Genomic DNA, 13,812 nt, shown 5'->3' on the forward strand with positions numbered 1-13,812 from the left:
GAGGGGATCGCACATGATCGACGCATTGCAGGCGCCACAAACGGGCACGGGCGAACTGAGGACCGGCGGCAAGCAAGGCTACTTGCGCATCGCCACGGAAGAGGCCTTCGCCACCCGGCAACAGATCGACGTCTACTTGCGCATGGTGCGGGACGGCACGGCCGACCGCGGCATGAATTCGCTCTGGGGCTTCTACGCCCAGAGCCCCAGTGAACGCGCGATGCAGATCATCGAACGCCTGCTGGACCTTGGCGAACGCCGCATCGCGGACATGGACGCCACCGGCATCGACAGGGCCGTGCTGGCGCTTACCTCGCCCGGGGTTCAGCCGCTGACCGATCTTGACGAGGCGAAGAGCATCGCCCGTTCCGCCAACGACCTTCTGGCCGAGCGGTGCGAGGCCTATCCGGATCGCTTCATCGGCATGACGGCCGTCGCCCCGCAGGACCCTGAATGGTCCGCCCATGAAATCCGGCGCGGCGCGTTCGAACTGGGCTTCCGCGGCGTGCAGATCAACAGCCACACGCAAGGCCACTACCTTGACGAACCGGCCTTCGATCCGATCTTCCGCGCGCTGGCCGATACCGACCAGCCGCTCTACATCCATCCCGGCACGCCGCCCGATGCGATGATCGGCCCGCTGCTCGAATCCGGGCTGGACGGTGCGATCTACGGCTTCGGGGTGGAGACCGGCATGCACCTGCTGCGCCTGATCACCATCGGCATCTTCGATCGCTATCCGGAGCTTCAGATCATGGTCGGCCACATGGGCGAGGCATTGCCCTACTGGCTCTACCGGCTGGACTACATGCACCAGGCCGGCATCCGCGCGCAGCGCTACGAGCGGATGAAGCCCTTGCAGAAGACCATCGCCGAATACTTCCGCAGCAATGTGCTGGTGACGTGCAGCGGCATGGCCTGGGAACCGGCGATCCGCTTTGCCCAGCAGGTCATGGGTGAAGATCGGGTGATGTACGCGATGGACTACCCCTACCAGTACGAAGCGGCCGAAGTGCGCACGCTGGACGCCATGGAAATGTCGCCCGAACTGAAACGCAAGTTCTTCCAGACCAACGCCGAACGCTGGTTCTGTCTGTGAAAGCCGATGTGAAGCAGCCGGTGCGCCATATCGCGCGCGGCGGATGGTATGCGCTGGGGCTGATCGCGCTGACCAATGCGATGAGCCTGCTGGACCGCCAGATCCTTGCGATCCTGGCCCCCGCGATCAAGCACGACCTGGGCGTCGGCGATGCCGAGATGGGGCTGCTGTTCGGCACTGTCTTCGCACTGTTCTACGCCTTGTTCTCGCTGCCGGTGGGCCGCCTTGCGGATGGCTGGCTGCGCGGGCGGCTGCTCTCGCTGAGCATCCTGTTCTGGTCAGCCGCCACCGCCATGGCCGGAATGACATCCAGCTTCGCCATGCTCGCCGCCTCACGATTATGCGTCGGCATTGGCGAGGCGGCGACGCAGCCGGCGGGAACCTCGCTGATCTACGATTACTGGCCGCGCCATCGCCGGGGCTTCGTGATGGCGGTAATGGCATCGGCCATCGCGTTGGGTTTGGGCGGATCGCTGGTCCTGGGCGGGCTTGCGGCACAGATGTGGAGCGATGCCTTTCCGCCCGAAACCGCTCCGCTCGGCCTTCGCGGGTGGCAATTCGCGTTCCTTGTCGCGGCGGCGCCGGGCTTCGTGCTCTCGGCCTTCCTTTGGCGCCTTAGAGAGCCCGAGCGCGGCGCTATGGACGGCATCGCCACTCCGCCAGATCCGCATCCCTTCCGCGCCAGCCTCTCGCTGCTGGGAGCAGTAACCCCAGGTTCGCATTGGGTGGCCATGGCCCTGCGCCGGGCAAATCTGCGCAGCCTGGCGATCAACCTTGCGGCACTGGCCGTAATCGTTATCGCCATGGTCATGCTAGCGCGCATCGGCATGGCGAAGTCGCCGCGCCCGGCGCTTGGTTTCGGCGCCCTCGCCATCGATCCCCATGTCCTGCAATGGCTGGTTATCGGCGTGGGCCTGCTGGTCGTCGTCAATCTGCTGCAAGGAATAAGGGCGCGCGACGAACAGGCCTTCCGCGTGATCGCCGGATCGCCCACGCTGATCATGGCGATCGCCGTGGGTACGCTGCAATCCACGATCAACTACGGCATGATGGCCTTCAACCCCAGCTTCCTGATCCGCACCTACCACCTCTCGCTGGCGGATACGGCCTTGCAGTTCGGGCTGCTTTCGGCGGCGACGGGGATCGTCGGCCCGCTTATCTGGGGGCCGCTGTCCGACCGGCTGCACCAGCGCTTTCCCGGCGGCGGCCGCGCGGGGATCGCGCTGATGTCGATGGGTATCTCTCCCTTACTGTCGTTCTGGGTTTACTGGGCGCCAGTGCCGGGAGAGTTCTACATGCGCTTCGTGGTCTACAGCCTGCTGCTGACCGGGTGGATGCCTCCGCTCTACGCCATTCTCTACGATCAGGTCCTGCCGCGCATGCGGGGGCTCACCGCTAGCCTCTACCTGCTGGTCATGACCATCCTGGGCATGGGAGTGGGGCCGTATGTCGTCGGCCTGATCTCCGACGCGACGGGGGACCTGCGCACCGCGATGCTGAGCATCAACGTGGTGGCCGTGCCGATTGTCGTGCTGCTCCTGTTCATCGCCCGCCGCGCCGCGCGTGACGAGGCGAACCTGAAGGCCCGCGCCGGTATCGAGGACTGAATTCCGCCAGATCCGACTTCCGGCTCGCAACCGTCGGAAGCCTGGGAGAAGCCGGTCACTCCGGAATCGGCTTCTCCCCTTTTTCCTTCACGCCGCGTTCCTTCAGGCTGCCAGGCCGATCGCGCCTGCGCCGGCCCAGTTGCCGTGAAGCCCGAAGCGCAGCCGGATCGGCACATGGATGGTCGCCACCGGCCCTTTCTCGATATCCAGCGCCTCGAAAATCAGCAGGTCGCTGCAATGCTCCTCCAGCCGGTTGCACACCTGCACGATCCAGCCGTCTCCCTCCGCCGCATCGGCCGACCGGGGGATAAAGCACGGCTCCTGAAGGCTGGAGACCGGGCCGCACCACCAGTGCTGTTCACGCCCGGTTTCCAGGTCCTTCAGGAACAGGCAGTTCATCAGCAGCCCGCCTGCACTGCCGCCGCGCAGTTCCACCGGGCGGCGCATGTCCATCTCCAACATCCAGCCATAGCGCGTCTTCCTGCCGGTGAAGCGGTCATCGATGCGGGGGAATTCGGCGGCGGTCTCGGTCAGCCGGGTGACCGCCTCGAATGCTTCGCCGTTGGAGGCCATGTCCACGGTCCAGTCGGTCAGGTAGCTCATCGCCTCCATCCCGTTGAACGGCGCGCCATGAACGTCCGGGAAGAACGGAAACATGTTGTTCTTCGCCTCGGCCGTGAGGAAGTGGACTTTGGATCCCTCCTGCCATGCATTCAGCACATGGCTGGCAAAGCAGTTATCACGCCGGAACCAGCGGATCTCTTCACCCGTCACACCCTCCCGGCGCGGCAGCACGCCCAGATAGACCGGCATGGTCGTATCGAAGCCGAAGTGCGGCAGGCCCCTTTCCAACCGCTCCCAACTGCCGATGGACGGCACGATGTGGATCACGAGGTAATCCTCGGTGATCGCGAAGTCGTGCATCATGCAATAGTAGGGCGCCTTGAACCACACCTCGCGCAGCAAAGTGCCTTGGGGGCTCACCTCGTAATAGGCCACATCGTCTGTGCAGAGGCCGGAGGCGGCGTAGCCGATCGCCACCATGTTGCCGGTGACGGGATCGACCTTGGGATGCGCGGTGAAAGTCTGCCCGCGCATGGTGCCGCCAAACGTCTCGAACCCGATCGTTTCCATCGTCGCCGGATCCATCAGCAGCGCCGGGCTATCCTCCTTCATCGCCCAGAGCTTGCCCGCGTAGATCCAGGCATTGGTGTTGGCGGTGGAGCGGAACTGCCCCTCCACGGAAGGATCGTCGGTCAGCGGATTGCGATAGGCGCCGAACAGGCCGTGCCCGGCCTCATGCTCCAGCTTCCACTTGTCGGTATGGGCCCAACGCTGGCGAAAGTCACACTGGCCGTCATGGATATGGAAGCGCGTGATCATTCCGTCGCCGTTGAAGGCGATATCGTCGCCCAGGCGCGGCGGGAACTGCGGATCGGGCTGCACACGGAAGAACGCGCCGTCGAGTTCGAGTGGAATGGTGCCTTCGTGAGCGAGATCGGCGATGTCCGCCTCTATCCGGGAAGGCGTGTTGAAGCCGGTGAAGCTCGGGGTATCGGGGAAATGCGCCATATCCTCTCCAATGTTATAATGCCCTTGCGATATTGTATGCTTCACTGACAATTATTTTCCAAGCCATCGCTTGACGATTCCCGCAAACGCTCGCAACAGAACGAAATGAAAGATGCCGAAACATTCGCTGGACTGACAGCCGGCCGCACGCTCGATCACGTTCTGGACTTGCACTTGCGACTGGCACAAAGCGCCACGCAGCGCCGTTTTTCGGAAATTTTCAGTGATCTGGGCATCACCCAGACGCAGCTTACGGCCATGCTGCTGATCGCCGAGAATCCCGGCACGTCTCAGGCCGACATCGGCCGCACGCTGCAAATGGACCGAGCGACGGTGATGGGTATCATCAACCGTCTGGAAGGGCGCGGCCTGATCGTGCGCGGCCAATCCAGCGAAGATCGCCGCCGCCAGACGCTGGATATTACCGAGCAGGGCGTCGCCATGCTGTCCGCCGCCCACGAACGTAGCGGCGAACTGGGCCAATGGCTGCGCGAGCGTTTTTCCGACGCTGAGTTCCATATGCTCGCCGCCCTGCTGAAGCGCATTCACGAAGTCGATATCGGCGGGGTCTGATCGTCCCCAAAGGGATGGGCGCATCCTATTCGAGCAGGGCCGCGATGCCATCGAGCCGATCGGCGCCCAGCACCGCCAGTCCCGCCTGCGCCTTGATCCGCGCCGGTAGTTCCGCAAGGTAGAAGCGCGCGGCCGCCTTCATCCGCGCACCTACGACATCATCGCCGGCGCCGTGCACCACGCGCAGCGCGATCCAGCCGCAAGCCGCCATGCCGCACATATCTAGAAACGCACTCGCCCCTGACTCGGCATCGCGGGCCGCCCCGCGCATTGCGGAAAGATCCGCCGCCGTCCGCTCCAGCAAGTCGAGCGCCCCCGCCAATTCGCATGAGGGTTCGTCATCCCGCAGTTCGGCAAAGGCCAGAACCAGGAAGCGCGCCAGGCCTGCGCCTTCCTCGCGCCAGAGGCGGCGATGGAGCATGTCAATGGCCTGGATGCCGCTCGTCCCCTCGAAAACCGCAAAGACGCGCGCATCGCGCAATCGCTGCTCGACCGGCCATTCGCGCGTGTAGCCCGCGCCGCCGAGCACTTGCAGCGCCCCGCTCGCCACGTCGAAGGCGAGCCGCGCGGAACCGTCCTTGACGACCGGCAGCAGGAACTGCGCCAGCGAGAGCCAGCCCGCACGCGCCTCGGCATCCGCCGCCCGACCGGCAAGGTCCAGCGCCGCCGCGCAGGCCAGTGCCAGTCCGCGCGCGGTCTCCACCCTGCCTGCCATGCGCAGCAGCATGCGTTGCACATCGGCATGCTCTGCGATCGACACCGGCGGCGCGTCGGGCGCACCGCCCTGCCGCCGTTCCTGCGCATAGCGCAGCGCCGTCTGATAAGCCCCGCTGGCCACGCCAATGCCTTGCGGGCCGCACGACAGGCGCATGCGCAACATCATGTGGAACAGGGTCTGGAGCCCTCGGCCCTCCTGCCCGATCAGGCTGGCGCGTGCCCCTTCAAAGCCGAGCACGCATGTCGGCGAGCCGTGAAGGCCGAGCTTTTCCTCGATCCGCCGGACGAACACGCCGTTGCGCGCGCCCGTCCCATCCCCGTCGGGCACGAGAAACAGGCTGAGCCCGCGCACGCCCTGCTCCCTGCCTGAACGCGCCAGCATGAAGTGGCCGATCCGCGCGGTAAGGTCATGATCGCCGTAGGAAATCCAGCACTTCTCGCCCGTGACGCGCCATTCGTCGTTCTCGTCCTTCACCGCCCGCGTGCGGATGCGGCCGACGTCGGACCCGGCATCGGGCTCGGAAATGCAGATCGTCGCACCCCATTCGCCCGAAAGCAGGCGCGGAACCCATTCGTCCGCCAGTTCACCCGGCGCGCTTTCCACCAGCAGTTCCGCCGCCGTGCGCCCCGGCGTCGTCAGCATGGCGAAGGCGGGGGAGGCGCGGTTCAGCAATTCCTCGCAGGCTCCCTGCAGGACCAGCGGCAGCCCCATGCCGCCCAGCGCTTCCGGCAGCGGCAAGCCCAGCCAGCCACCGTCCGCAAAGCGCGTCCATGCCTCGCGGTGCCCCGGCGCGGTCTGCACGCGGCCGTCCACCACGCGCGCGCCAACCCGGTCCAGCACGGGATCGAGCGGGGCGACAAGTTCCTCCGCCATGCGCCCTGCCTGCGCCACGACATGGGCCCAGGTATCGAGATCGACGTCCGCGCCTACATCCCTCAAGTCCGAAAGAAACGGCGTGATCTCCAGATGCCGGACAAGAGCATCCACATGCGATTGATATTCCAAGACGAACCTCCGCTCAGCCGCGCACGCGCAGCTTCAGGCAAAACAGGGCGATCGCGGCAAGCAGGGAGCCGCTGGCGATAAGCGTCGAAACCATCGCCAGTGGGAGGCCCGCCTGGAACAGCATTCCCGCCGCGATCGGCGAAAGCGCCGCCCCGCCGCGCCCCACGCCGATGGCAAAGCCGGTGCCGGTCGCGCGGACGTGGGTGGGAAAGGCCCTCGCAAAGATGGTGTAGAGCCCGGAAACCGCGCTGTTGGTGAACAGCCCCGATGCGAAGGCCAGCGCCGAAAGGCCGGACAGCGTGTTCACGCCCAACGCGCCGAACAGCGCGACCATCACCGACGATCCCAGCAGGACGGCCACCGTCATCCCTTTCAGCGGCAACCGCTGCACGATCAGCCCGAACAGCGCCCCGCCGATCGCGCCGCCAAGGTTGGCCCAGACCAGCACGCCCGCCGCCTCGGGCGGAGGAAAGCCGATATCGACGACGATCTTCGGCACCCATTTCAGAATGAAATAGAAGCTCACCACATGGGCAAAATAGGCGAAGGTGATCAGCAGCGTCGTCCCGATCAGGCCCGGTCGCAGGATATCCGCAAGGGAGGCAGATGCTTCCTCCACGGTGGGCGGCGGCAGCTCCGAAACCGGCAGATGGCCGCAACGGGCGAGCAATGCGTTGATCCGCTCCTCAGCGTCGGGCCCGCGCCGCACCAGCAGGAACGGCATAGGTTCCGGCACGAAGAACCACACCAGCGGAATGAACGCCGCCGTCACCAGACAACCGAACCAGAAGATCGCGTGCCAGTGGAACACGGCGAGCAGCCATGCCGAAACCAGGCCGCCGATCACCGCGCCCAGCGGATAGCCGATCACCATGATCGCCAAGGCCAGGTTGCGGCGGCGGGCATTGGCGAATTCGGCCGTCACCGCATTGATTGCCGCCAGCATGCCGCCAATGCCCAGCCCGGTCAGCACGCGCCAGCAGGAGAGCGTCAGCACGTCGTCCGCCTGCGTCGCCATCGCCATGCCCAGCGCCATCACGCAGAGGCAGCCCAGGATCGTGCGCCGCCGCCCGATCCGATCCGCGACGCCGCCCAGCACCACCGACCCGACGGCCATGCCGATCAGTTCCATCGACAGGACCACGCCCAGCGCCACGCGGTCGATCCCCCAGTCGGCAGCGATGCCGGGCGAGGCGAAGCTGATCGACAGCACGTCGAAGCCATCCAGCGCGTTGAGCCCGACCATGATCGCCACCGCCGCAATTTGCGCCCGTGACATCGGCGCATACTCGATGATCTCTCGCGGATCTCTTGCCGGCACGCTTTCCCTTTCCTTACATCGATTGCCGGACGCCGCGGCGGGAGTTCAGGCGTTTTCGCGCCCTGCCAGCACATTGCCGAACTTCGGATGCGCGAAGTGCATCGGCACGTCGTGGCGATAGGGCCAGGTCGGCCGGTGCCCGTTCTTGGGCAACAGGCGGTCGGGGCCGATCGGGTCTTCAGGGAAAGTCTGCGTCGCGGGCTGCAGGTGCGAGGTCGTGTGCGCCCAGCCTTGCTCGTAATCGCCCTGCCACTGCATCATGTAGTCCAGCCGCTTGATCTTCCACACGCCGTTCTCACGGACGTAATCGTTCTCGTAGATCCCGGCCTCCATGAACTGCTGCGGCATGATCGCCTCGCGCGTGTCCTGGAAATCGTCGTGCCATCCACCGAACAGCATGCCGCGGAAACGGCCCTTGGCGGTCTGCCGATCGGGCGCGACGGTGATCACGTCCTGCATCTGGAAATGGTCCAGCAGCAGCCCGTTGACCGGCCCCGGCTTGCCCCCGGTGAAACGCTGTTGGATCCAGTCGCCATAGAGCCGCTTCACCCCCGCATGGCCGACATATTCGCCGGAGAGGAACACCACCACGCCGTCCTCGGCGAAGAGTTCCGCCACTTCGTCAGGCAGGTTGAAGTCGATGTAATAGCCGTAAGCCCAGTGGAGGCGGCGGATGGCGTTGACATCCTCCAACTCGCCCACGCGGTGCTCCAGCGCATCGAGGCGGCGCCCCAGATCGGCAGGAGGACGGTTCGAATCAGGCTCTGGCATCTCGATCTCTCCTCGATTATTGTTTGCCATACTAACAAATAAAATCATCTTGCCGAGAGGATTGTCATGAAAAGCAACGAACGCGTCGCCTTCATCACCGGCGGGGTCTCCGGCCTCGGCTTCGGGATCGCGCGCGCCTTTTCCAACGCTGGATTCCGGCTTGCCCTTAGCTATCGGAACGAAGCCTACCGCGCCGAAGCAGAGCAATGGTTCGCGGACAATGGCCGGGAATTACCGCTTTTCCTGAAGCTCGACGTGACCGACCGCGCGCGGTTCGGCGAAGTCGCGATGGAAATCGATGCGCATTTCGGCCGGTTGGACGTGCTGGTGAACAATGCCGGCGTTTCCGTGTTCGGCCCGACCGATGAGGCAAGCTATGCCGATTACGACTGGATCATGGGCGTCAATTTTGGAGGTGTCGTAAACGGTCTCGTGTCGATGCTTCCCCTTCTCAAGCGTACCGGCCCGGGTGGCCATGTCGTCAACGTCGCCTCGATGGCGGCTTATCTTTCCGGGCCGCAGGCCGGGATCTACACCGCCAGCAAGTTCGCGGTGCGCGGGCTCACGGAATCGCTGCGCTACAACCTTGCGCCGCAGGGCATCGGCGTTTCGCTGCTCTGCCCCGGACTGACCCGCACCAATGCGTGGGACAGTGCCTTCCGCCGCCCCGAAGCCTTCGGAGACAGCGGCTTCGGCGAACTCGACCGTGCGGCGCTCACCCAGTTCGGCACGGCCTTCGACCTTGGCATGGACCCGCTGGAAGTGGGCGAAAAAACCCTGCGCGGGATCGAGGCGAATGCCGGGCTGATCTTCTCTCACCCCGAATATGCCGAGGATTTCCGCGAGATCTACGAAGCCTCGCTGGCCGCGCTGCCCGACGAACCGGCACCCGAAGGTCGGCTGGAGATCGAACGCCTGCGCCGCGAAGGCAACCGCGCGGCGGCGAGCGGGCGAACGATCTCGATTGCGGACCTTACCTGAGGATATCGGCAGGACCCGTGCCCCCACCTCGTCATTACGAGCGGAGCAAAGCAATCCAGGGACAATCTTGCGCCGCTCTGGATTGCTTCGTCGGCTTCGCCTTCTCGCAATGGCGAAGGGAGGGGAGTTGGTTTACGAATGGGCAGTTGGTTATCGCGGTTTGTCAGCAATATGGGGCCGGGTCATAGCGGCCCCATCCTTACGCCTCGACCGGCTGATACTGGCCGATCACCGCCTTGACCTCGAGGAACTCCTCGATGCCGAACTTGCCGAATTCGCGGCCGTTGCCGGACTGCTTGTACCCGCCGAACGGCATGTCGAACGCCAACCCGCCCGAGTTCACGAAGACCGCACCGGCGCGCAGCTTGCCCACCAACCGGCTCGCCTTGCCCGGATCGCCGGCGATATAGGCGCCAAGGCCGTAAGGCGTGTCGTTTGCGATGCGCACGGCGTCGGCCTCATCCTCGTAAGGCATGATGACCAGGACCGGGCCGAAGATCTCCTCCTGCGCGATCGTCATGTCCGGCGTCACGTCTGCGAACACGGTGGGGCGCACGTAGTAGCCCTTGTCCAGCCCCTCCGGCCGCCCCAGCCCGCCGGTCACCAGCGTCGCGCCTTCATCGATGCCCTTCTGGATCAGGCCCTGGATCTTCTCGTACTGGGCCTTGTTCACCACCGGGCCGATGTGCGGCCCTTCGCTCAGCGGATCGCCTACCGGCTTGGCGGCGAACATCTCACCCACCTTCTCCGCCGCCTCGTCATGCTGCGAGCGGTGGACCAGCATGCGCGTGGGCGCGACGCAGCTCTGGCCGGAATTGAGCAGCACCCCGCCCACGCCGCCTGGCAACGCCACGTCGAGCGGCGTGCCTTCCAGGATGATGTTCGGAGACTTGCCGCCCAGTTCCTGCGAGACGCGCTTCACCGTGTCGGCGGCGTTCTTGGCCACCATGATCCCGGCGCGGGTCGATCCGGTGAAGCTGATCATGTCGATTCCCGGATGACGCGCCAGCGCGGTGCCCACTTCCGCTCCGTCTCCCTGCACGAGATTGAATACGCCCGCCGGAACGCCCGCCGCTTCCATCACTTCCGCGAAGATCGCGGCCGAGCTGGGCGCCTCCTCGCTCGGCTTCAGGATCATCGTGCACCCGGCGGCAAGGCAAGGGCCGACTTTGGCGACGATCTGGTTCATCGGCCAGTTCCACGGCGTGATCAGCGCGACGACGCCGATCGGTTCGCGCACCACGGTATTGTCGCCGATCTTCTCGGAGAATTCGAACTGTGAAAGCGCGGCCAGCGCCTGCCCCAGATGGCCCAGCCCCGATCCCGCCTGCGCGGTAGAGGCCGTGGAGATCGGGCAGCCCATTTCGGTGGCGATCGCCTCGGCAATGTCGGGAATGCGGGCCTTGTAGGCCTCCATCACTTTCTCGATCAGCGCCGCGCGTTCCTGCCGGGTGGTCTGCGAGAATGTCTCGAAGGCCCGGCGCGCGGCTTCGACGGCAAGGTCCACGTCGGCGGCGGTGCCCAGCACGACCTCGCTGGCCTGCCCCTCCGTGGCCGGATTGACCACCGAATGACGGCGGCCGCCGCGACTGTCGACCCAGCGGCCATCGATATAGTTCTGCGGATAGCTCTTCATGATCCTGCTCCCATTGGAGAATTGCATTCGTCGATGATGATCAGGCCGCGACCAGCCCCAGTTCGGCGTCGGTCGCCGGGCGACCCCACTTGTCGCGCGGAGGCATCGGGCGCGTGTCCCAGGCGGGATCGAGCGTAAAGCTCGATACCGCACGGCCTTCCGGCAGACGGCCGTTGCCGCCGCCTTGCGCGTAGTCGTAATAGAGCGTCATCAGTTCGCGGTGACCATGATGGCGCTCCACCACCGGGTGCGAGAGGCAGGCATCCCGCCAGCGCAAAACGCGGGTGAGATGCTGCGGCACTTCGTATTCCTCGTAGTATTCCAGGAACCACAACCGCTTGAACATCGGCGCAAAGGCCACTTCCGCCCAGCCGAACCGGTCGAACAGGTAGTCTCCATCCGGCGCGTAATGCCGCAGGAAATCGTCCAGCCGGGCATATTGCGCATCGACTTCGGCCCGGTGCTCCTCGCGCTTCGCCGCATCGCGGTTGAGGATCATGCGATAACCGGCGCCGGTGAACTGCCCGTCGGTGGCGCAGAGCATGGCCTCCACCGCATGTTCGAACGGATCGGCCCGCGCCACCGGCACTTCGGGAAAGCGATCCTCGAAGTAGCGCAGGATCACCATGCTTTCCTTCAGCGTTTCCCCGTTTTCCAGTCCCAGCGCCGGTAACGAAGTCGTGCCCCGCGTCTTGGCGAGCAGCCAATCGGGCCGGGGCTTGGAAATGTCGATCTCGTGATCGGCCATCAGCCCGGACAGCCCTTTCAGATCGAGCAGAAGCTCGACCCGTTCGGAAAAGGGGCAGCCCGGTATATGGTACATCCGCAAGGTGCCGCCCGGCGGCTCGTCATGCCATGCCATTGCCTGCGCTCCGCTCACTCGGCCGGTTCGGGCTGCGGCGTGGCGCCGCGATTGACCGGCGCCACCTCGATCCCCGCGCCGCCCCGCTCGAACGGTTCGGGATCGCCGGGGCGCAGCTGGAGCCCGAACAGCGTATGCATGCCCGGATGGCGGCCCAGCCCGCCGAAAAGGTCGAAGCCCCGGTCCAGCCAGTCGCGCAGCGGATCGTCCTCAGTCAGCGGCGGCGTGGTCGCGACGGAGGCCGTCCAGAGGAACACCGCCAGCGCCGTGTAGTCCGCGAAGTTGGGCTCGTCCCCGCCCAGCCACGGCGTGTCGCGCAGCAGCTTGCGGAACGGTTCCAGCGTCGGCGGCACCAGCGGCAGCCGATCCTCGCGCCCGGCCTGCACGTCCTCCAGCTTGCGCCCGCCGAGGAACATCGTCTCGCGCGAGTGCCGAACATAAGCGTGGTCCTGCGGCAGCGAGAGATCGTGGTAATCGAGGATATAGCACGAGAACCACGGCCCGATCGCCGTCTTCCAGAGCCAGGCATCGAGGAACTTGGTCAATTCCTTCATCGACGGCCCTTCGAACAGCTTGGGCCGGTCAGGATACTTCTCGTCGAGATATTCAGCGATCTTCCAGCTATCGAGCACCCATTCGCCATCGTCGACGATCACCGGTACGCGCTCGCTGCGTCCGCCGGTCCGCTCGGCAATACCGGTGAAGCCACCGGGCACGAGGTCCACGTCGAAACCCTTGTGCGCCAACGCATACTTGGTGCGCCACACGAAGGGACTGATCGTGCAGCCCGAGGCGAGCTGCAGATCATAGAGAGTAATGCGGTTGTCCTTGGCCATCGCCGTTCTCCCTCTCAGACCGTGACCTTGCGGCCGCGATCCCCGAATTCGCTCTTCGAATTGGCGAACATCGCCTGGCAGGCGGGGCGGGCGTTGATCCGCTCGATCCAGGAGACGAGATGCGGTGTCGCCTCGCGGTTCACGATCTCGGCAAAGCCGTTCTGCATACCGTTGGCGATGGCGAAGTTGCACACGTCCGCCAGCGTGAACTGCTCGCCCGCCAGCCAGGTGCTTTCGGAAAGGCGCTTTTCAAGACGATCCACCGAAACGCGGATCTTGCGCATTTCCTCCTCCAGCACGTCCTTGGGGAAGCCCGCGCGGGCGGTGCGCCACTTGGTGCGCTGCTCCGGGATCGGGATCCGGGCGACCTTTGCCTCGAACTCCTCGTCCGAAAGCGCGCGGGCCATCGGGCCGATCCCGCGCTCCCAGCCCAGCGTGGAGACGCACCAGCAGAAGTATTCGTCCACCCACTTGGTCCAGACGCGCATTTCGGCGATCTGCACAGGGTCGGTCGGGCGCAGTTTCGGCGCATCCGGAAAGGCGTCTTCCAGGTATTCGCAGATCACCGTCGATTCGGTGATCACATGCCCATCATGGTCGAGTGCGGGCACCTGGCCGCGCGGATTGATCTTCTTAAACCAGTCCTCGTGGTGTTCGAAACGGGTCGGATCGACGAAGCGAGGAGTGAATTCCAGCCCCTTTTCATAGAGCGCGAGCAGCGGCTTGAGCGAATTGGCCGCAGGGCCAAAGCTGTAGAGCGTCAACATGTATCGGCAGTCCCTCTCCGTTCGTCCTTGCGGATCTGGAAGGCAGACTGCTTCGGGAAAACCG

The 13,812-nt window shown here is 65.1% G+C and carries 12 protein-coding genes; 4 read left to right on the forward strand and 8 right to left on the reverse strand.

Annotation, left to right across the window (positions count from 1 at the left end):
- The first annotated feature begins 13 nt into the window (after nt 1–13).
- Entirely contained in the window at nt 14–1,099 is a 1,086-nt protein-coding gene (locus WBP07_RS31975; RefSeq protein WP_395397279.1) for an amidohydrolase family protein, read from the forward strand.
- On the forward strand, nt 1,096–2,706 hold the full coding sequence (locus WBP07_RS31980; RefSeq protein ID WP_395397280.1) for an MFS transporter: 1,611 nt from the start codon (nt 1,096–1,098) through the stop codon (nt 2,704–2,706). Before WBP07_RS31975 ends, WBP07_RS31980 begins: the two co-directional genes overlap by 4 nt.
- Before the next feature lie 102 nt (nt 2,707–2,808).
- Here the strand turns inward: WBP07_RS31980 and WBP07_RS31985 are convergent, their stop codons facing one another.
- Nucleotides 2,809–4,278, reverse strand: coding sequence for a carotenoid oxygenase family protein (locus WBP07_RS31985; protein WP_395397281.1), 1,470 nt, complete (start codon nt 4,276–4,278; stop codon nt 2,809–2,811).
- A gap of 105 nt (nt 4,279–4,383) precedes the next feature.
- Between WBP07_RS31985 and WBP07_RS31990 the strand changes: the two genes are divergently transcribed.
- Entirely contained in the window at nt 4,384–4,851 is a 468-nt protein-coding gene (locus tag WBP07_RS31990; protein WP_395397282.1) for a MarR family winged helix-turn-helix transcriptional regulator, read from the forward strand.
- 25 nt (nt 4,852–4,876) lie between these two features.
- On the opposite strand, the gene WBP07_RS31995 is transcribed toward WBP07_RS31990, so the two are convergent.
- Genes WBP07_RS31995 through WBP07_RS32005 form a run of 3 tightly spaced genes read right to left on the reverse strand, consistent with a single transcriptional unit; the run spans nt 4,877 to nt 8,666 of the window.
- Nucleotides 4,877–6,574 (reverse strand): acyl-CoA dehydrogenase family protein, encoded by a 1,698-nt coding sequence (locus tag WBP07_RS31995; protein ID WP_395397283.1) that lies wholly within the window; start codon nt 6,572–6,574, stop codon nt 4,877–4,879.
- 13 nt (nt 6,575–6,587) lie between these two features.
- The gene (locus WBP07_RS32000; protein WP_395397284.1) at nt 6,588–7,895 is read right to left on the reverse strand and encodes an MFS transporter; all 1,308 of its coding nucleotides are present in this window, start codon (nt 7,893–7,895) and stop codon (nt 6,588–6,590) included.
- Between the two features lie 45 nt (nt 7,896–7,940).
- Nucleotides 7,941–8,666: a nuclear transport factor 2 family protein gene (locus WBP07_RS32005; RefSeq protein WP_395397285.1), complete on the reverse strand. Its 726-nt coding sequence runs from the start codon at nt 8,664–8,666 to the stop codon at nt 7,941–7,943.
- A 66-nt stretch (nt 8,667–8,732) separates the two neighbouring features.
- Between WBP07_RS32005 and WBP07_RS32010 the strand changes: the two genes are divergently transcribed.
- Nucleotides 8,733–9,647, forward strand: a complete 915-nt coding sequence (locus WBP07_RS32010; RefSeq protein ID WP_395397286.1) for an SDR family NAD(P)-dependent oxidoreductase — start codon at nt 8,733–8,735, stop codon at nt 9,645–9,647.
- Between the two features lie 199 nt (nt 9,648–9,846).
- Here the strand turns inward: WBP07_RS32010 and WBP07_RS32015 are convergent, their stop codons facing one another.
- Genes WBP07_RS32015 through WBP07_RS32030 form a run of 4 tightly spaced genes read right to left on the reverse strand, consistent with a single transcriptional unit; the run spans nt 9,847 to nt 13,748 of the window.
- A complete protein-coding gene (locus WBP07_RS32015) occupies nt 9,847–11,283 on the reverse strand; it encodes an aldehyde dehydrogenase family protein (RefSeq protein WP_395397287.1) in 1,437 nt (478 codons plus the stop codon).
- Nucleotides 11,284–11,323: 40 nt separating this feature from the next.
- The gene (locus WBP07_RS32020; protein WP_395397288.1) at nt 11,324–12,145 is read right to left on the reverse strand and encodes a glutathione S-transferase family protein; all 822 of its coding nucleotides are present in this window, start codon (nt 12,143–12,145) and stop codon (nt 11,324–11,326) included.
- Between the two features lie 14 nt (nt 12,146–12,159).
- The gene (locus WBP07_RS32025; protein ID WP_395397289.1) at nt 12,160–12,981 is read right to left on the reverse strand and encodes a beta-etherase; all 822 of its coding nucleotides are present in this window, start codon (nt 12,979–12,981) and stop codon (nt 12,160–12,162) included.
- Between the two features lie 14 nt (nt 12,982–12,995).
- Entirely contained in the window at nt 12,996–13,748 is a 753-nt protein-coding gene (locus tag WBP07_RS32030; RefSeq protein ID WP_395397290.1) for a glutathione S-transferase family protein, read from the reverse strand.
- Between the last annotated feature and the right edge of the window lie 64 nt (nt 13,749–13,812).

Origin of the sequence: Novosphingobium oxfordense (assembly GCF_044029435.1) — a bacterium.
GTDB lineage: Bacteria > Pseudomonadota > Alphaproteobacteria > Sphingomonadales > Sphingomonadaceae > Novosphingobium.